The sequence below is a fragment of the Uruburuella testudinis genome (assembly GCF_022870865.1).
Classification (GTDB): Bacteria; Pseudomonadota; Gammaproteobacteria; order Burkholderiales; family Neisseriaceae; genus Neisseria; species Neisseria testudinis.
This window is the reverse complement of sequence record NZ_CP091508.1, coordinates 748870-767665: the sequence shown is the minus strand read 5'-3', so window position 1 is coordinate 767665 and position 18796 is coordinate 748870. Positions and strand designations below refer to the sequence as shown.

The following is an 18796-nucleotide window of genomic DNA, read 5'->3' as shown; positions in this document are numbered from 1 at the left end:
CAAACACGTATGCTGGCACGAGCCAGCTCAAGCGGGCTAGGGTATCCTGACAATTCATATACCATCATCTTTTTTGCGCTAAAAGCACATCTGCTGCGTTAAAAAGCCTCGCAAGATGTCCAATCTTGCTGCGTTTTGTGCCTGGCATCTGCACTTTTATCACAAAAAATCTGAATAATTCTGAATGGTCAGAACACCCTAGGGCTCAAACATAATCAAGCCGTCTGAAACAGAAGAGGAAAGAAGCGGTAGCATCGCGCCGGCGGCAATCGATGCAGCCGGGCAGTTATCAAGCTCTTTTTCTTTTGTTTCAGACGGCCTTATCTTAACCGCTTTGCTCAATCCAACACAAACAATTCCGAACCGTGCTGTTTCAGCCATTGCTTGGCCGCAGCGGTATGCGGTGTGTGGCGGTTGACTGCCGCCCAAAATTTCGAGCTGTGATTGGGGTGCGGAATATGGCAAAGCTCGTGAATACACACATAATCCACCACAAAATCAGGCGCACCGATTAAGCGCCAATTCAAGCGGATACCGCTGCGGCTGCGGCATACGCCCCAAAAAGTTTTGGCATTGGAAAGCGCCGCCGCCGCAGGAAAAAGCTGCACTTTTTCAGCATGCGCCTGCAAACGCGGCAACAGCACCTCGGCAGCGCGTTCAGTCAAATAGCGACGCAAATGCTGTTTTTGTTGCGGCCAGGGTGCAGACGGCAGCAAAAAACCGGCCTGTTCGCGGCGGATATGTGCTTGAGTGTGGATATGCAAATCATGCATTTCGCCGCGATACCAAATCTGCGCCGGCATTTGCGCGGCGCTGTCGCTTTTTGGGCGGCAAGCCAAGGTTTTCAGCACCAAATCTTCATGGGTTTGCAACCAATGCCGCAACGGCCGCTCGCCCAAATACGGCGGCACATTCACGCTGATGCGCCCGGCATCCAGCGGGCGCATAATGATATTTTTCTTGGCGCTGCGTTTCAACTCAAGCGTAATCGCACGGCCGTCTGAAAGAGTGTGTGCCAACAGCATCATCATCCGTTCAAATCATAAATACTGACGCGGGGCTTTTTTGATACTCATATCATCAAGCCAAACCGGCAAGACGGCATCCTGACCGGCCAGCGCCATCAGTTGCCCACACACGGCAAAACCGCAAACCAATTATCAAGCATACCACTTTACCTGCCCGCTCAAACACCTTGATGCGGGGCGCGTGCGCACGGCCCTATTCCGCTGATTTGCTTTTGCTGGTTTTCAATCCACGCTTCACATTGTGCCATCAGCACTTCCGGCTCGGCGCTGTCGTGGCGCAAAGGTTGGCCGATAACAATGGTAACTTCGCCCGGATATTTCAGAAACGAATTACGCGGCCAGAATTCGCCGCTGTTGAGCGCCACCGGCACCAAATCCATGCCAAACAGCTTGGCCATCCGCGCACCGCCGAGGCGGTAACGCCCTTTGGTGCCCGGCGGCATGCGGGTTCCCTCCGGGAAAATGGCAATCCACAAGCCTTCATTCTTACGCGCCAGGCCTTGCGCCATCAACTGCTGGCTGGCCAACGCGGTATTGCTGCGGTCGATACCGATGGCTTTGGTCAATTTCAAACCCCAACCGAAAAACGGCAGCTTAAACAATTCTTTTTTTGCCACATACACATGCAGCGGAAAAATTTCCTGCAAGGCCAAGGTTTCCCAGCCTGATTGGTGTTTGCTGCAAATAATCGCAGGCCCGGCAGGAATATTCTCACGCCCGATAACACGGTAGTTCAAGCCGATAATGTGTTTGAGCATCCACACCAGCGTTAACGCCCAAGCACGCCCCATTTTATTGGCGCCTTGCGGGAAAAACGCAGCAGGGATAAACAGCAAAAACATCGGCGGGGTAATCAGGCACAACAGCAGCCAGTAAAGCAAATTACGGATAATCAGCATGTAAATCTTTCTCTATCAAAGGGCGGGCAAGCAGTTTTCAGACGGCCTCGATTCATGGCTTATCCGCCGGCTTTGCATCAGCCTGCTGTGTCAAATATTGCGAAAATGCCAGCAAATTATCAAACACTTGTGTATTTTCCGGCAATTGTTCGCCCTCAGCCGCCAGCGTTTTGCTGCCTTTGCCGGTCAACACCAAGACGGGTTTGCCGCCAACGGCCGCCACTGCCTGTAAGTCGCGCAGGCTGTCGCCCACCATCCAGGTGTCTGCGGCTTCGGCATTAAAGCGTTCGATAATGTCTTTCACCATCCCCGGCTTGGGTTTGCGGCAATCGCAATCCGAATCGGCGGTGTGCGGACAAAACCAAATGCCGTCAATTACCCCGCCCGCCTGCTGCACCAGCTTGTGCATTTTATTGTGCATTTCGGTCAGGTCTTGCATGGTAAAGTATTTGCGGCCGATGCCCGATTGGTTGGTGGCCACGGCAAGGGTGTATCCCGCTTCGGCAAGAAACGCAATCGCATCCATACTGCCCTCAATCGGCACCCATTCGTCAGCCGACTTTACAAAATCATCACGGTCGTGATTAATCACACCGTCGCGGTCGAGGATAATCAGTTTCATTGTATTAAGCCTTTCAGACGGCCTCCAGCATGCTGTAAAGCTGGCGGATATGATATTCTAAAGTGGGATTATAACTTAATGCCTGTTGCGGTTCGGCCAATTTATGATTGCCGCTCTGCTTGAGTGCAACCGCTTTGGCGATGCTGTCGGCAAGCGTTTGCGGCTGTTGGCGCGAAAAGAAAAAGCCTGCGTTGTCATTCAACACTTCACAGCAACCCATATTATCAGCCAACACCACGCGGGTGCCGCAAAGCACGGATTCTACACCGACAAGGCCGAACGGCTCATACATTGAGGCCATAATGGTGTAGTCGGCAGCGCGGTAAAGCTCGGGCATGTTTTTGCAAAAACCCAACTCAACCACGTTTTTCATCGGTCGCGGCAGCGGCGAGCCGGCCACGGCCAGTTTTACCGGCAAATCGGTCTGCTCAAAAAATTCGGCCAGCATATCGAGGCCTTTGCGTTTGTGGCCGGTAGAGGGGAAAAGAAATACGGTTTCTTTATCGCTGAAGCCGTATTGTGCGCGGGTGGCGGCGATGTTTTCGGGCTGTGGGAAGAAGCGCCCGGTATCGGCAGGCGGATGCACCACGCGGATTTTTTCAGACGGCACGCCATACAGGCCGCTCAGCTCGCGCTGCATCAATTCTGAATGCGCCATAATCAGCCGTGCGCTCCGGTAATTGCTGCGGTTGCGGCGGATGGTAAGTTTATCGAGCAAGTTGGCGGTTTGCCCCATGCCTTGCAGATAGCCCAAATGGGTGCCGCCGCAGATAAACACATCGGCATTATCGGCGGGATTGCAGGCAATCAGCGGCTCGCCGGCAAGGCGCAGGCGGTTGAGTTGGCGGGCAAAGAAAAACGGCCGCAGTTTTTTTGGGATGCGTTTTTGGTTGACCCATACTGCTTCGATTTGACGGTATTCCGGCCGCGCCGTGTCAAATGTGGCGGCATAGATTTTAACGGCGTGCCTATCGGCGTGCAGCTGTTTGACCAAATCAAAGGTGTAGCTTTCCATGCCGCCGCCGTTGCGGAAACAATTGATACTGATAGCAATATTGTTCATACGTTTCAATCAAATAAAACGGCTTCGTCGAGCGGTTTGGCCGCTAAGTCTTTGGCCGACAGTTGCGGCTCGCCGGTGAGCGGCCAATCGATACCGACAGCCGGGTCGTTCCATAATAAGCTGTGCTCGGCGGCGGGGTTGTAATAATCGGTGCATTTATACACAAATTCCGCGCCCTCACCCAACACGTAAAAGCCGTGGGCAAAGCCTTCGGGCACCCACAATTGACGGCGGTTTTCCGCCGACAACAGCGCGCCCGCCCATTGGCCGAAAGTGGGCGAACTGCGGCGCAAATCAACAGCCACATCAAATACGGCACCTGCCACAACGCGCACCAGTTTGCCCTGCGTATTGACGGTTTGGTAGTGCAGCCCGCGCAATACACCGGCCGCGGATTTGGAATGGCTTTCCTGCACAAAAATTTGTGGGGCGACATAGGCTTGAAACCATTCGTCACGAAATGTTTCCATGAAAAAACCACGCTCGTCCTCAAGAATTTCCGGTACAAGGATTTTCACATCAGGGATGGCGGTATCAATGATATTCATGGTTCAACCGGCACTTTCAACATATGAATGTTAATGGCGATTTTCAAGCAAATGCAGCAGGTAGCGGCCATATTCATTTTCGCCTATCTGCCCGGCCAGTTTTTTCAATTGGCCGTCTGAAAGCCAGCCGTTGCGCCAGGCAATTTCTTCCAGGCAGGCGATTTGCAGGTTTTGCAATTCCTCGACAGTCTGCACGAATGAGGCGGCCTGATGCAGGCTTTCATGCGTGCCGGTGTCTAGCCAGGCAAAGCCGCGGCCGAGCAGTTGCACGTTGAGCGCGCCCTTTTCGAGATACATTTGGTTGATGCTGGTGATTTCCAATTCGCCGCGTTCAGACGGCCTCACCTGTTTGGCAAATGCCACCACACGGTTATCGTAGAAATACAGCCCGGTTACCGCCCAATGCGATTTCGGCTGTAACGGTTTTTCTTCAATCGACAAAGCTTTGAAATTACTATCGAACGCCACCACACCGAAACGTTCGGGATCTTTAACCTGATAGGCAAACACGGTGGCGCCATCGGTTTGCGCAGCGGCTTTTTGCAGACTTTGGCTGAACGACTGGCCGTAGAAAATATTGTCGCCCAACACCAAACACACGCTGTCACTGCCGATAAAGGATTCGCCGATAATAAAGGCTTGCGCGAGGCCGTCGGGGCTGGGCTGTTCGGCGTATTCGATACGGATGCCGAAATCGCTGCCGTTGCCGAGCAAACGGCGGAAAGCGGCGTTATCCTCCGGCGAGGTAATCACCAGAATGTCGCGGATACCCGCCAGCATCAGCACTGAGAGCGGATAATAAATCATCGGCTTGTTGTACACCGGCAAAAGCTGCTTCGACACGCCGCGCGTGACCGGATACAGCCGTGTGCCGGAGCCGCCGGCCAAAATAATGCCTTTCATGATAACGCTCCCTGCCCCAAGCGTTCCAAACGGTAAGAACCATCCAGCACACGCCGCCACCATTCACGGTTATCCAGATACCAACGCACGGTTTTGCGGAGGCCTGATTCAAATGTTTCTTGCGGTCGCCAGCCCAAATCGTTTTGGATTTTAGCAGCATCAATGGCATAACGTACATCATGGCCGGGGCGGTCGGCCACAAAGCTAATCAAGTCTTCATAATTTGCCACACCGGCAGGCTTGTCGGGCACCATTTCTTCCAGCAGGCGGCAAATGCTGCGCACCACATCAATATTGGCCTGCTCATTATGGCCGCCGATATTATAGGTTTCCCCTACCCGTGCGCGCGTAATCACCGCATAAAGCGCACGCGCATGATCTTCTACAAACAGCCAATCGCGGATTTGCCGCCCGTCGCCATAAACCGGCAGCGGCTTGCCCGCCAATGCATTGAGTATCATCAGCGGAATCAGTTTTTCCGGGAAATGATAAGGGCCGTAGTTATTGGAACAGTTGGTTATGATGGCCGGTAATCCGTAAGTGCGGTGCCACGCACGCACCAAATGGTCGCTGGAGGCTTTTGAGGCCGAATAAGGGCTGCTGGGCGCATACGGCGTGGTTTCGGTAAACAACGCTCCGCTGCCGTGCAAATCGCCGTACACTTCATCGGTGGAAATATGATGAAAACGAAAAGCCGTCCGCCGTTCAGACGGCATCTGCTGCCAATAAGCACGCGCGGCTTCGAGCAAGGTGTATGTGCCGACGATATTGGTTTCCACAAAAGCCGCCGGCCCGTCGATAGATCGGTCGACATGGCTTTCCGCCGCCAAGTGCATCACCGCATCGGGCTGATGCACAGCAAACACGCGCTCAAGCGCACTCCGGCTGCAAATATCCACCTGTTCGAAAGCATAACGCGGGTCCGCCTCCACTTCGGCCAATGATTCGAGATTGCCCGCATAAGTGAGCTTGTCGACATTGACAACGCGGTGTTCCGTGTGGCGGATAATATGGCGGATAAGGGCAGAGCCGATAAAACCGGCACCGCCGGTAATTAAAATTTTCATTTTCGAAGATATATCATGAATTAACGCAACGACTGCTGCCATTGCTCAAAGGCCGTCTGAAACACGGCTTCAAGCACGGCGCGGTTTTCGGCGTTGTCGGCCACATGATAGAAGCTGTCCAGCTCGGGCGTATTCATGGTAACGACATAATCTTCCATAAATTTTCCGTAGCCCTCTTCTTCATCGTCGTAATAAAACGAGGTGAAACGCTGCCCCAATTCGTTGAAATCTTCGGGAATCAGCGCACCGTCCATATGAGTGAGCAGAAATTCCGAACCGTTGATGCGGCCCTCAAGCATCGCGGCAAAATCTTCGCGGCTCTCGGGTGCGCTTTGCCACACGGGGTTGGCCAGCCCTTGCGCAGCTGCCCACGCCCAATACATGCCGATATGGGTGACGGCGGCTTCGGGCGGCAGGTTGGCCGGGTAGTTTTCATCGGTGTGGAAACGGATGTTGTCGTACATGATGGGCTTTCAGACGGCATGAATGTAATAGGCGGATTATAGCATTGTGCAGAAAATGTTTCAGACGGCATGGTATCAAAACCTCTGTTGCACGCCGGCTGTGTTTTCCAGCAAGAAAAAAGCGGGGGCGGCCCGCTTTTCATAACGCTGTTTTACTCGCCCAACAAGGCAATGTCGGCCACGGCGTTCATTTGCTGCGCCAATTGGTTGAGCAGGTTCAGGCGGTTTTGCTTCACGGCGGCATCATCGGCCATCACCATCACGCCGTCGAAAAAGGTATCGACTTGCGGCTTGATGGCGGCCAGCTCGGTTAAGGCCGTCTGAAAGTCTTGCTTGGCCAACGCGGCTTCGATTTTGGGGGCAAGGCTTTGCGCGGCGGCAAACAGGGCTTGCTCTTCGCTTTGCTGCAACAGGCTTTCATTCACTTCGCCCAATTCGGCATCGGCCTTTTTCAAGAGGTTGTGCACGCGTTTGTTGGCGGCGGCCAGCGCAGCGGCTTCGGGCAGCGCTTTAAAGGCGGCTACAGCGTTCAGACGGCCTTCGATATCGCCCAACTGCTGCGGCTGTTTGGCCAGCACGGCGGCAACCACGTCTTGCGGGTAATCGTTTTGCAGCAATACGGCCAAACGCGCCTGCATAAATTCGGCCACTTCGGCGGGGGTTTTGTCGTTCAATATCCCGGCAGGGAAGCTGTTGTAGGCCGTCTGAATCAATTCGGCGGCGTTCAAATCGTGTTGCATGAGCATGCGCAACACACCCAAAGCGGCGCGGCGCAGGGCGTATGGGTCTTTGTCGCCGGTGGGAATCAGCCCGATGCCCCAAATACCGACCAGGGTTTCGAGCTTGTCGGCCAGCGATACGGCGGTGGCGGTTTTGCCTTCAGGCAGGGCATCGCCGGCAAAGCGGGGCTGGTAGTGCTGCTCAATAGCGGCGGCGATTTCGGGCGTTTCGCCATCAAGAGCGGCATAGTATTTGCCCATGGTGCCTTGCAATTCGGGAAATTCTCCCACCATTTCAGTAACCAAATCGGCTTTGGCCAGGCGGGCGGCGCGCTCGGCTACGGCCACATCGCTGCCCAATGCTTTGGCAATGCTGCCGCTGATGCTCATCAGGCGGTCGATGCGTTCGGCCTGGCTGCCGATTTTATTGTGGTAAACCACATGGGCAAGCTTGGGCAAGCGGCTTTCCAGCGTGGCTTTTTGGTCTTGCTTGTAGAAAAATTCGGCATCGGCCAGGCGCGCGCGCAATACGCGTTCGTTGCCGTGAATGATGTGGCTAGGATCTTGGGCTTGCAGGTTAGACACCAGCAAAAAGCGGTTCATCAGCTTGCCGTTTTGGTCCAGCAGCGGGAAGTATTTTTGGTTTTGCTGCATGGTGAGAATCAGGCATTCTTGCGGCACTTGTAAAAAGTGCGCCTCAAATCCGGCCTCGAGCACCACCGGCCATTCTACCAGCGCAGTCACTTCATCAAGCAGCGCTTCATCGGCGGCCACTTGGGCGTTCAGACGGCCTGCCTGATCGTTCAAGGCGGTTTGAATAGCGGCTTTACGTTCGGCAAAATTGGCAATCACTTTGCCTTGTTCGCGCATTTGCTCGGCGTAGCTGTCGGCGCTGTTCAGCACGATTTGGCCGTCTGAAAGAAAGCGGTGGCCGAGGGTAGCGTTTTGGCTGCTCAAACCCAATACGTCAGCAGCCACAGTATCTGCACCGTGCATCACCACCAGCCCGTGAACGGGGCGCACGAAGGTGTGGGTGCTGCTGCCCCAGCGCATCACTTTCGGAATCGGCAGTTTTTTCACAGCCTGTGCCAAAATCTCGCTGATGAGCGCTGCCAAGGGCTGGCCTTGCTGGGTGTATTCATAAGCATACACATCTTGTTTACCGTCATTAACGATGCTGAGCGCGGCGATTTCTGCGCCGCACGAACGGGCAAAACCCTCCAGCGCTTTGGTCGGCACGCCGTCTTTTATGCCGGCGGCCACAGCGGGGCCTTTTTTAACAATCCGGCGGTCGGCCTGCACGGCTTTAACATTTTTCACCTGCACGGCCAAACGGCGAGGCGAGGCGTAGGCAGTGTAATCGGCTTCGCCTTCAATCAATTGCGCTTTTGCCAGCGCTTCAACGATGGAAGCCGCCAGGCTGTTGCCCAGCAGGTTGAGGGCTTTGGGCGGCAGCTCTTCGGTGCGCAGTTCGATTAATAAGGTTTGGGTCATGGTTAAACTTTCTGTTACAAATGTTTGGTTTCTTTGTTCAGACGGCCTGATGCAGCATGCGCATCATCAGTCGAATCAAGGTTTCTTTCTGTTTGGGGTCGGATTACGCCACCAATAAGGTTGGTGTAACCACGGCTAATGCGGGCGAAGCAGCAGTTTTTAAATCAGCGCCAAGGCTTGCACCCACTCGGCTGCGTTTGCTGTAAACGCTTATGGTTGAGCACGCAGCCTTCGGGCAGGCAGTCTTTCAGGCAGACGGTTGCCCAACGGCGGAATGTTACGCCTTGCGCTGATTTAATGCGGTAACCAACAGATATGATGGTTACCAAATCATAAAAGGTTACCGGGCGGCCAGTAGAAGCGATATGTATTTTTTGCATATTGCTTTTTTCATTGATTTCATTTTCTTCCAGCGCATTACAGATAGGTTGTGAAATCACAGATTGGTCACGTCCGAATAGCTCGGCCATCTGAGTTTGCGACAGCCAAACAGTCTAAGCTTGCCCACTTTAGCTTTGGTAAATTTCAATCGGTTGCATGATTACCTGATAAATCAATCGGTTTTGGTTTTCAGACGGCCTTGGTTGTCTGCGTTTTTAATCTTCAGGCCGTCTGAAAAATTATGCCGTTTTATTTTTAATCAGCGGAAAACCCAAGGCCTCACGGCTTTCGACAAATTTTTGTGCCACAATGCGGCTGAGGTTGCGGATGCGGCCGATGTAGGTGGCGCGCTCGGTTACGGAAATGGCGCCGCGTGCATCAAGCATATTGAAGGTATGGCCGGCTTTGAGCACTTGTTCGTAGGCGGGCAGCGCGAGGCTGGCGTCTTCGATTTCGAGCAGGCGGCGGGCTTCGGCTTCAAAGTTGTTGAAGTTTTGCAGCAGCAATTCCACATTGGCGTATTCAAAATTATAGGTAGACTGTTCCACTTCGTTTTGGTGGTACACATCGCCGTAGGTAACGGTTTGGCCGTCGGGGGTTTGCGCCCACACAAGGTCGTACACGTTTTCCACGCCTTGCAGATACATGGCCAAACGCTCGATACCGTAGGTGATTTCGCCAAGCACGGGCGTGCAGTCGATACCGCCCACTTGTTGGAAATAGGTAAATTGAGTGACTTCCATACCGTTGAGCCACACTTCCCAGCCTAAGCCCCATGCGCCGAGCGTGGGGTTTTCCCAATCGTCTTCTACAAAGCGGATGTCGTGTTCCAGCGGCGAGATGCCCAATTCTTTCAGCGAATCGAGATACAGCTCCTGAATATTGGCCGGTGCAGGCTTCAAGGCCACCTGAAATTGATAATAGTGTTGCAGGCGGTTGGGGTTGTCGCCGTAACGGCCGTCTTTGGGGCGGCGGCTGGGCTGCACATAGGCGGCAAACCACGGCTCGGGGCCGAGTGCACGCAGACAGGTGGCGGGATGGCTGGTGCCCGCACCCACTTCCATATCAAACGGTTGCAACACCACGCAGCCTTGCTCCGCCCAGAAGTTTTGTAATTTGAAAATGATTTGTTGGAATGTCAGCATGTTTGCCCTGCCAAATAGATAAATGCGTATAAAGGCGCCATTTTACTGTTTTGGCGGCTTATTGAACAGGGATTTAGCTGTTGCATCGGCGGCAAGTTGGGTATAATGCGGAAAATTTTGATGTTATTGCCTGTAATCCGATTATTTTAAGGGAGTTTGAGATGTCTGATCAAGAAAGCAACGAACAACGCTTGGCTTTTTGGCTGCCCGCTGCTGCTGTGGCGCTGACCACCGCAGCCGTATTATTTTTCTCAGTATGGGGCTGGCAAACCGGCCGCATTGAAGGTTCGGAACAAACAGCCGCTTCCGAAACCATTATCATCAGCGAAACAGCAACGGCAACAGAAATGGCTGCCAGCAGCCCGGCTGATGCCATTTTGGCTGCAGACACCCAAAACAATGATGATGCCAAAATCATTATTGAAAATGGTATTGTAAAATTCTATTTCGCCACCGGTAAAGCCGATTTGGCCGCCGGCGCCGGCGAAGCCCTGCAAGATGTATTGGCGGGCGTGAAAGAAGGCCGAAAAGCGGTGATTTCCGGTTTTCACGATGAAACCGGCAACCAAGCGCAAAATGAAGAGCTGTCGAAGCAGCGCGCCTTTGCCGTGCGCGATGCTCTGCTCGGCTTTGGCGTACCCGAAGCGCAAATCGAATTGCGCAAACCTGAAAATGCCGAAGGCAGCGGCAGCAACGCCGAAGCCCGCCGCGTAGAAGTGGTGTTGGAATAACCCACTCCGGTTTTAAAAAAGTCCGCATTTTGATGATGCGGACTTTTTATTTTTCGGCAAATGTCACGATGGCGTTCCGACGTCGTTTATGACGGCATTTTTGCGCCTGGCAAGGCAAATACCAGGCAAAAAACGCTGCAAAATTAGCCGCCTTGCAAGGCTTTGCAACGCAAATGTGTTTTCAGGCAAAAAGCATCTGCAAATGAATAGCCAAGGTATCCTATAGATTCGGCAATTTTCATTCTAAAAATCTTTTATTGATTTCTTTTTTGAAACCAGTTAGATTGATTTTAAAAAATGCGGTTATTTAATTGCTGTTGCGATAGATTTTACGGGCAAAACCCATGCTACCAGGCCGTTTGAGGCCGTCTGAAATATTTTAATCTTCAGCAACTGCGTAGCGTAGGCTTGGCCCGCGAATCACATCGATTTATAGTGAAACGAATAAAAAAGTGTTACGGCGTTGCTACGCCTTGTTGCATGAACTGCACCGCCTTCGGCTTGCCGTCTTATCAGCCTGTTTTTACAAACCGGCATACTTACCCATATAAGAAAAAGCACCGTTAAAAACGGTGCTTTTTCTTATATGGGTTGGCGGAGTGGACGGGACTCGAACCCGCGACCCCCGGCGTGACAGGCCGGTATTCTAACCAACTGAACTACCACTCCGCACAAAAAATGGTGGGTGATGACGGAGTCGAACCGCCGACATTCTGCTTGTAAGGCAGACGCTCTACCAACTGAGCTAATCACCCGTTTCATCGCTGTGTTGCTGCGAGAACGTGATTAAACCAAAATCCCGTTATCTGCGCAAGTGTTTTTTTAATTTTTTTATGCCTTACCTTGTAGCGACCAGTTTTCAAAAGAAATTATTTTTTCCTGATGGCCGGCTACCACCAAGATATCTCCGGCTTGCAAACGAAAATCCTCATCAAACTGCGCCAGTTGATGCGTGTTGCGCCGCACAAACAATAATCTCACATTCAAATGAGCCAAAGGGAGTGCATGAATCGGGCTGCCGATCGCGCGCGCCTCCTCAGGCAAGGCAAAGGCATAACGGGTAACGCTGTTGCGCTCATCATAAAATCCGGCTTCATCATCGCTGCCGACAAACAAATCTTCCAACATTTGATAACGGCTGCGGCGGATATTCATCATCACCTGATGCACATGCTGATACGAACGCCCTGCGCCCAACATGGCGTATGAAGCCAACGCCAGGCTGGTTTCTTTGGTATCGGAAACCGCCTCTTCCGCGCCCATTTCCGTAAAGGTTTGCAGATAATCATCGCTGACGGCACGCACATGCACGGGCATGGTCGGGTGCATGCTCATAATATTATTGAGCACATGTTTGGTTTCAGCCATATTGTTCAGCGTAATCACCACCATTTGCGCACGCCCCAAGCCTGCCGCTTCAAGCACTTCACGCCGCTTGGCATCACCAAACGATACCGGCTCGCCCGCACCGTGAGCAATGCGCACCCGTTCGGCATCCATATCCAGCGCATAATAGGGAATATTTTCTTGCGCCAGAATACGGCCGATGGTTTGGCCGCCGCGCCCGTAGCCGACAATCAGCACATGCTCTGATTTGTTCATGGTGTCGATTAACATATTCTGCAAATCGACGGCTTTCATATCCCAAGTCGACTTAACCAGCTTGTTAACCACACGGTCGCTCGCATTCAAGATAAACGGCGCCAATATCATCGATACTAAAATCGCCGCAGTTGCCGCCTGCTCCAACTCTATCGAAAGCAAATCAAGACTATGCGAAACCGCCAAAATAACAAAACCAAACTCACCGCCCTGCGCCAAATACATGGCTGATTTCATGCTGTTGGCGATATTGTGGCGCAAATAGCGTGCAATCAAAAAAATTACCAACGCTTTGAGCAGCAGCAAGATGCCCAACAACATCAACACCGTTTGCCAGCCCTCCCGCAGAGCGGCAATATCAAGCTTCATGCCTACCGTGATAAAGAAAAAGCCCAACAAAATATCGCGAAACGGGCGGATATCGTCTTCAACCTGAAAGCGGTATTCGGTTTCCGACAACAGCATGCCTGCCACAAACGCCCCCAAAGCCAGCGACAACCCTTCAAGCTCGGTCAGATAAGCCACGCCCAAAGTGACCAGCAGCACATTAATCATAAACAGCTCAGATGATTTCTGCTTGGCCACCAAACGGAACCACGGCGTCATCACCCGGCTGCCGACCACAAACAACAAGCCCAGCGTCAACACCATTTTTAATGCCGCCAAACCCAAGGCCAGCCATAAATTATCGCTGCTGCCGGCCAACGCAGGCAGCAGAATCATCAATGGCACTACCGCAATATCCTGCATCAGCAACACACCCATCGCCATCTGCCCGTGCGGCTGCCCCAATTCTGTTTTTTCTGCCAAAATACGGCTGACAATCGCTGTAGACGACATGGCCAGCGCACCGGCTACTGCAAACGCCCAAGCAAAAGGCGTGCCCTGCAACATCAAAATGCCCAATATCAGTGCAACAGTCAGCACCACCTGCATACCACCCAAACCCAAAACCAGCTTGCGCATGGCCTGAAGTTTGGGCAGTGAAAATTCCAAGCCGATACTGAACATCAAAAACACAATCCCGATTTCACCCAAATAATCGGTAGCAGACGTTTGCGGAATCAGATGCAGCATACCCGGCCCGGCAATAAAACCCACCAGCAGATAGCCCAGCATAGAAGGGATATTCAAGCGGCGGCACACAATTACCGTCAACACAGCAACCAACAGCACAATCACAATCGGGGCGAGGGAAAAATGCTCCATATTTATTCGTTTCTCTCAATAATACTGATTCAAAAAGTAAGCCGACAAAGCAGTGAGCCGAAGACAGTACAACCCGTATGGGGCTGATTAACTTGGCGCGCCAACGCCTTAGCGAAACCAGCCTGTCCTGAACTCAAGCGAGCCAACACAGTTGGATGATTTTTCCGAATGGGTGTGAAATCTTTTAAGCAGTTAGAGAAACGGCAATTGAATCACTGCATTTTTCAAATCAATCTGATTGTTTTTAAAAAGAAATCAATAAAAGATTTTTAGAATTAAAATTGCCGAATCCATAATATATTAATGCCTTGCTTTTTATTATCTATGCTATTGCCTGAAATAAAAAGGCCGTCTGAAAAATATTTTTCAGACGGCTTCTTCATAAACACATGCTGTTAAGGCATCAACATACCGCCGTTCACATGCAACGTTTGCCCAGTAATATATTTCGCCTGATCACTGGCAAGAAACAACACCGCATCAGCAATATCCTGCGCCTCGCCGAAACGGCCGAGTGAAGTTTGCGCTTCAAATAATGCACGTTGCGCTTCCGGCAGCGCACGGGTCATGTCGGTATCAATAAAGCCCGGTGCCACACAGTTGACTGTAATGCCGCGGCTGCCCACTTCACGTGCCATCGATTTGGAAAAACCAATCAAGCCGGCCTTCGCCGCCGCATAATTGGCCTGACCGGCATTACCCATCACACCAACAACCGAAGTGATGTTGATGATGCGGCCGGCACGCTGCTTCATCATACCGCGCAATACCGCTTTAGAGGCACGGAACACAGATTTCAGATTAACCTGCATGATGTCGTCCCACTCCTCTTCTTTCATCCGCATCAGCAGATTGTCGCGGGTGATGCCGGCATTGTTCACCAAAATATCCAGCTTGCCGTCGGCTTTTTCAATCTCGCCGATCAGCGCTTCGATACTGCCCTCGGCAGCAGAATCCAATACACGCCCTTCGCCGCCCCACTGCGCCAGCCTTTCGCCAATCGCCGCTGCACCACCCTCGGAAGTGGCCGTGCCGATCACTTTCGCCCCCGCCGCCGCCAGCGTATCTGCAATCGCGGCACCGATGCCGCGTGAAGCGCCGGTTACCAAAGCGATTTTACCGTTTAAGTCTTGCGAACTCATAAACCTGATCCTTTTCGTTAAAGTATTTATTCAGACGGCCTTATATCACAAGTGGGCATGTGATGCCAATTCAAAATAAGCTGCCGGGGCGGCAGATCGAAGACAGCCGGATAAGCCGCCAAATCAAATAATCCTACTTGGTGCCTCTTCTTGCCGTACGTATATGCGTACTGTTTTCGACCCGCCGCCTCTATTATTTATTATTAAGTTTCACAGCGATAACACGGGCCTATCTGCTTAGGGTGTCCCTAACCATTCGATTTACGCGTGTATTTTGCCCCTGAAAGCGCATCTGCTGTGTTAAAAAGCCTCGCAAGATATCCAATCTTGCTGCGTTTTTGCCTTGCACCTGAATTTTCAGGAACAAAAATTCCTCTACAAACGAATTGTCAGGACACCCTAGTATTCAGAAACACAGTTGGTTATTTTCCCTAATATTATCAATTGCTTTTACTATTACCGTTACACTCTATACCGCCGGCTGATTGAGCGCAATTTGTTGGTTCAGCCACAAAACGGCTTTCTGCATCGGAAAATCGGCCGTAGTCTTGCTGGGTTGCAACTGTGACACAACCATAAGTGAGGGTATGCCATCGGCTGTTTGCGGTTGCCATTTTTGAATATTGGCCAAGTCATTAGCAAAAAAACTTAACAAAGGCCGTCTGAAAGCACAAGCCAAATGCACTGTACCGCTATCAACACACACCACAATATCGGCTGAAGCTACCAAACCTAAATATTGGGCCAAATCCGTAGGCGGTGATAATCGGATATCCACATCTGCATCACAGGCTTTCCGCAGCACTTCTAAATAATCTGCACTATTTGATGTGTGACCCAATAAAAAGCTGCTGTGTATTAACAAGCTTTTATCGATATTGTTCAACAGCCCGGCCAACTCCTGCGGAGAAACCTGCCGTTCCGCCACACTGCCTTGGGGCGCCAACAAAATACGGCATTTTCCAACAGGCCACATTTTCGCCGCTTCAGCCAAATGCTTGTCACAAGGGCTCAAACTGACATCTGGCTTAGGCAATTTGCATTTTTTTGCCAACACCGACGTTTCCAACCATGAAACCATTTTAGCCTCGGCTTCAGGAGGGCAATGAAAGTCATAATTACGTACATTGGCAGGAGAATAATAGGCTTTGTCGGCTTTTTGAAAAATAATATTCACATGCGGCGCCAATATGGCTGTTTTGACAATGTGCCGACTGTTGTACGTTTCATAAAAATCAAGATAAAGCTGCCATTTTTTATACTGACGCAAACATTGGGCAAAAGTATCTTCAATCAATACATCAACCAAAGGGCAACATTCATAAATCGGACGGCTGCGTCGGTTTACCAGCACCCCGATACGGCAGCCGGGATATAGCGTTTTTAATTGGCGGATATAGGCAATATGCGCCACACTATCACCCACCAAATGCCCCATAGGCCTGATTAATACCGAATCTACTGTTCCGAAATCAAACGATAAATTGGGTTTTTTCCGGCCAAACAAATGGGCAAGCATTTTCTTTAACAGCAGCATCTCAACACCTCTTCCTCTTGTTACATAGGCCGATTTGTTCACTCAGCCAAACCACTGCTTCATTCAAAGGAAAATCACTGGTACGCTTAGATTCTTCTGCCAACCCGGAAATCACAGTAAGATGAGGGACACCTTTATTCGGCAAGGGATGCCACAACCTAAAATTAGACGGGAAATTCGCATAAAAAGCCAATAAAGGCCGGTTGAAAGCACAAGCAACATGTACTGTTCCACTGTCAATACACACAACCACATCAGACGATGCCACCAATTGCAAATATTGATGTAAGGTGGTTTTCGGAACCAAATTTACTTCAATATCCACCCGGCAATATTGCTTGAGTTCTGCCAAATAGGCTTCGCTGTTACGCGCATTACACAATAAAAACTGCGCTGTTTCTATGCTTTCGGAATCACAACGGTTCAGCAATTGTGCCAATTCTTGAGGAGGTATTTGACGGTCACAAATACTGCCTTGCGGCGCAAGCAATACCCGTATTTTTCCTTGCTGCCAAAAATCTTTGGCCTGCTCTGACTGGGCTTCGACAACTTGTAAGAAAAACCGGCCAGGAGGAATTTCAAAATATTCGGCGATTTTGGAAGTTTTCAGCGCATCAACAATATGGTTTCCCTCCACCATCGGGCAGTGAAAATCATAATTCAACACATTTTCGGTTGTGTAATAAGCCTTATTGATTTTATTAAAAATCATAACAGCTTCAGGCTTTAGCAAGCGGTCTGCCATAATATGCCGACTGTTAAAATAACAGTAAAAATCCAAAAAAAGCTGCCATTTTCCCCGCTGCTTCAAATAATCTATTGTTTTATCTTTAATTAATTCATCAACCTCATGACTATAGGCATAAATATCATGATTGCGGTCGGTGACAATCACGCCGATGCGAACCCCCGGATAAATGGCTTTTAATTGGCGGATATAAGCAATATGGGCAACAGCATCTCCCACTGCATCGCCCACCGGCCGTATAAGAATAGATTTAACATTCCTGAAATCAAAATCGTGGCATATTTTTTTATGCCCGAAATAGCGAATGACTAATTTTTTAGATAATTTCATATCTGTTTTATATATTATTCAATTAAATATTTTGCAGACGACACTAGCCCTCCCCAACCATCTGCAAAAAAAACGATTACCCTTCGGCTTCAATAAATGCCGCCACTTGTTCGGCATTGGTAAGTGCGGTGCATACGGCTGCTTTATTGATACGTTTGGCCAACCCGGCCAGCACTTTACCCGGGCCGCATTCGGCAGATTCGGTAATGCCTTCCTCAACCAGCGCATTCACAGTTTCAGTCCAACGCACGGGGCTGTAAAGCTGGCGCACCAGGGCATCTTTGATTTTGTCCGCATCGCTGTAGGCGGCCACATCGGCATTGTGGATAACGCGGATTTGCGGCGGTTTAATCTCTATATTTTGCAAAGTTTCAGCCAATTTTTCAGCGGCAGGCTTCATCAGGCTGCAATGTGAAGGCACAGACACAGGCAGCAGCAGCGCGCGTTTGGCCCCGGTTTCTTTCGCAGCAGCCATGGCGCGTTCAACGGCTGCAACATTTCCGGCAATCACCACTTGACCGGGCGAATTGAAGTTTACGGCTTCCACCACTTCACCTTGCGCGGCTTCGACGCAGATGGCTTGCACTTGGCCGTCTTCCAACCCCAAAACAGCCGCCATCGCACCCATGCCTTGCGGCACGGCGCTTTGCATCAATTCGGCACGCAGGCGCACGAGTTTGACGGCATCTTCAAATTTCAGCGCTTCGGCAGCTACCAGCGCGGTATACTCACCCAAGCTGTGGCCGGCCACTACGGCAGGGGCTTGGCCGCCTGCTTCGAGATAGGCACGGTAAGTGGCGATGCCCGCCGCCAGCATCAAAGGCTGGGTATTAACGGTTTCATTAATCGGCGCGGCATCTTCACCATTAATCATGGCCCATAAATCCTGGCCGAGTGCAGCAGAGGCTTCGTCAAACGTAGCTTTCACCACGGCCTGATCTGCAAAACCGTTCATCATACCGAGGCTCTGCGAGCCTTGGCCGGGGAAGAAAAAGGCAAAATTCATCACATCACTCCTCTGCTCAAAAAGCGCTAAAAAGAAACAGCAGCCCGGTTTCAGGCTGCATTATCAGGTTATCCGGTTTAGTGCATGCCAGGGTGTCCTGACCATTCATATATCATCATATTTTTGCGTTAAACAACCCGTAAATCAAATGATTCAGC

17 protein-coding genes and 2 tRNA genes are annotated in these 18796 nt (G+C 51.2%); 1 reads left to right on the top strand and 18 read right to left on the bottom strand.

All coding sequences use genetic code 11. From position 1 onward, the window contains the following. Positions 1–338: 338 nt before the first annotated feature. The 11 genes from LVJ83_RS03505 to glyQ form a co-directional block, all read right to left on the bottom strand. Positions 339–1028: a M48 family metallopeptidase gene (locus LVJ83_RS03505; protein ID WP_244787632.1), complete on the bottom strand. Its 690-nt coding sequence runs from the start codon at positions 1026–1028 to the stop codon at positions 339–341. Positions 1029–1186: 158 nt separating this feature from the next. Continuing rightward, positions 1187–1927 carry a lysophospholipid acyltransferase family protein gene (locus LVJ83_RS03500; RefSeq protein WP_244786356.1) on the bottom strand — a complete coding sequence of 247 codons (741 nt, stop codon included), beginning with the start codon at positions 1925–1927 and terminating at the stop codon, positions 1187–1189. Between the two features lie 52 nt (positions 1928–1979). Beyond that, entirely contained in the window at positions 1980–2549 is a 570-nt protein-coding gene (gmhB, locus tag LVJ83_RS03495; protein ID WP_244786354.1) for a D-glycero-beta-D-manno-heptose 1,7-bisphosphate 7-phosphatase, read from the bottom strand. Between the two features lie 13 nt (positions 2550–2562). After that, entirely contained in the window at positions 2563–3612 is a 1050-nt protein-coding gene (locus tag LVJ83_RS03490; protein WP_244786352.1) for a glycosyltransferase family 4 protein, read from the bottom strand. A gap of 5 nt (positions 3613–3617) precedes the next feature. Beyond that, positions 3618–4160, bottom strand: a complete 543-nt coding sequence (gene rfbC, locus LVJ83_RS03485) for a dTDP-4-dehydrorhamnose 3,5-epimerase (RefSeq protein WP_244786350.1) — start codon at positions 4158–4160, stop codon at positions 3618–3620. Positions 4161–4190: 30 nt separating this feature from the next. Beyond that, a complete protein-coding gene (rfbA, locus tag LVJ83_RS03480) occupies positions 4191–5063 on the bottom strand; it encodes a glucose-1-phosphate thymidylyltransferase RfbA (RefSeq protein WP_244786348.1) in 873 nt (290 codons plus the stop codon). After that, a complete protein-coding gene (gene rfbB, locus LVJ83_RS03475) occupies positions 5060–6172 on the bottom strand; it encodes a dTDP-glucose 4,6-dehydratase (protein WP_244786346.1) in 1113 nt (370 codons plus the stop codon). Before rfbB ends, rfbA begins: the two co-directional genes overlap by 4 nt. After that, a complete protein-coding gene (locus tag LVJ83_RS03470) occupies positions 6151–6594 on the bottom strand; it encodes a DUF7832 domain-containing protein (protein WP_244786344.1) in 444 nt (147 codons plus the stop codon). The genes rfbB and LVJ83_RS03470 overlap by 22 nt, the downstream gene beginning before the upstream one ends. A gap of 152 nt (positions 6595–6746) precedes the next feature. After that, entirely contained in the window at positions 6747–8807 is a 2061-nt protein-coding gene (gene glyS, locus LVJ83_RS03465) for a glycine--tRNA ligase subunit beta (RefSeq protein ID WP_244786342.1), read from the bottom strand. 164 nt (positions 8808–8971) lie between these two features. After that, on the bottom strand, positions 8972–9187 hold the full coding sequence (gene rhuM, locus LVJ83_RS03460; protein ID WP_244786340.1) for a RhuM family protein: 216 nt from the start codon (positions 9185–9187) through the stop codon (positions 8972–8974). A gap of 240 nt (positions 9188–9427) precedes the next feature. After that, complete coding sequence (gene glyQ / locus LVJ83_RS03455; protein ID WP_244786338.1) at positions 9428–10333, bottom strand: glycine--tRNA ligase subunit alpha; 906 nt, start codon at positions 10331–10333, stop codon at positions 9428–9430. A 161-nt stretch (positions 10334–10494) separates the two neighbouring features. On the opposite strand from glyQ, the gene LVJ83_RS03450 reads away from it, so the two are divergent. Next, positions 10495–11064, top strand: coding sequence for an OmpA family protein (locus LVJ83_RS03450; protein ID WP_244786336.1), 570 nt, complete (start codon positions 10495–10497; stop codon positions 11062–11064). 592 nt (positions 11065–11656) lie between these two features. Here LVJ83_RS03450 and LVJ83_RS03445 read toward each other — a convergent pair. The 7 genes from LVJ83_RS03445 to fabD all read right to left on the bottom strand — a co-directional run bounded on the left by LVJ83_RS03445 (position 11657) and on the right by fabD (position 18638). Next, positions 11657–11733, bottom strand: a tRNA-Asp gene (locus tag LVJ83_RS03445). A gap of 10 nt (positions 11734–11743) precedes the next feature. Beyond that, positions 11744–11819, bottom strand: a tRNA-Val gene (locus LVJ83_RS03440). A 76-nt stretch (positions 11820–11895) separates the two neighbouring features. Further along, on the bottom strand, positions 11896–13875 hold the full coding sequence (locus tag LVJ83_RS03435) for a cation:proton antiporter domain-containing protein (RefSeq protein ID WP_244786334.1): 1980 nt from the start codon (positions 13873–13875) through the stop codon (positions 11896–11898). 395 nt (positions 13876–14270) lie between these two features. After that, positions 14271–15017, bottom strand: coding sequence for a 3-oxoacyl-ACP reductase FabG (gene fabG, locus LVJ83_RS03430; RefSeq protein WP_244786332.1), 747 nt, complete (start codon positions 15015–15017; stop codon positions 14271–14273). Positions 15018–15486: 469 nt separating this feature from the next. Next, the gene (locus LVJ83_RS03425; RefSeq protein ID WP_244786330.1) at positions 15487–16554 is read right to left on the bottom strand and encodes a glycosyltransferase family 9 protein; all 1068 of its coding nucleotides are present in this window, start codon (positions 16552–16554) and stop codon (positions 15487–15489) included. Position 16555: 1 nt separating this feature from the next. Beyond that, positions 16556–17632, bottom strand: coding sequence for a glycosyltransferase family 9 protein (locus tag LVJ83_RS03420; protein ID WP_244786328.1), 1077 nt, complete (start codon positions 17630–17632; stop codon positions 16556–16558). Positions 17633–17708: 76 nt separating this feature from the next. Next, on the bottom strand, positions 17709–18638 hold the full coding sequence (gene fabD / locus LVJ83_RS03415; protein ID WP_244786326.1) for an ACP S-malonyltransferase: 930 nt from the start codon (positions 18636–18638) through the stop codon (positions 17709–17711). Positions 18639–18796: the final 158 nt, after the last annotated feature.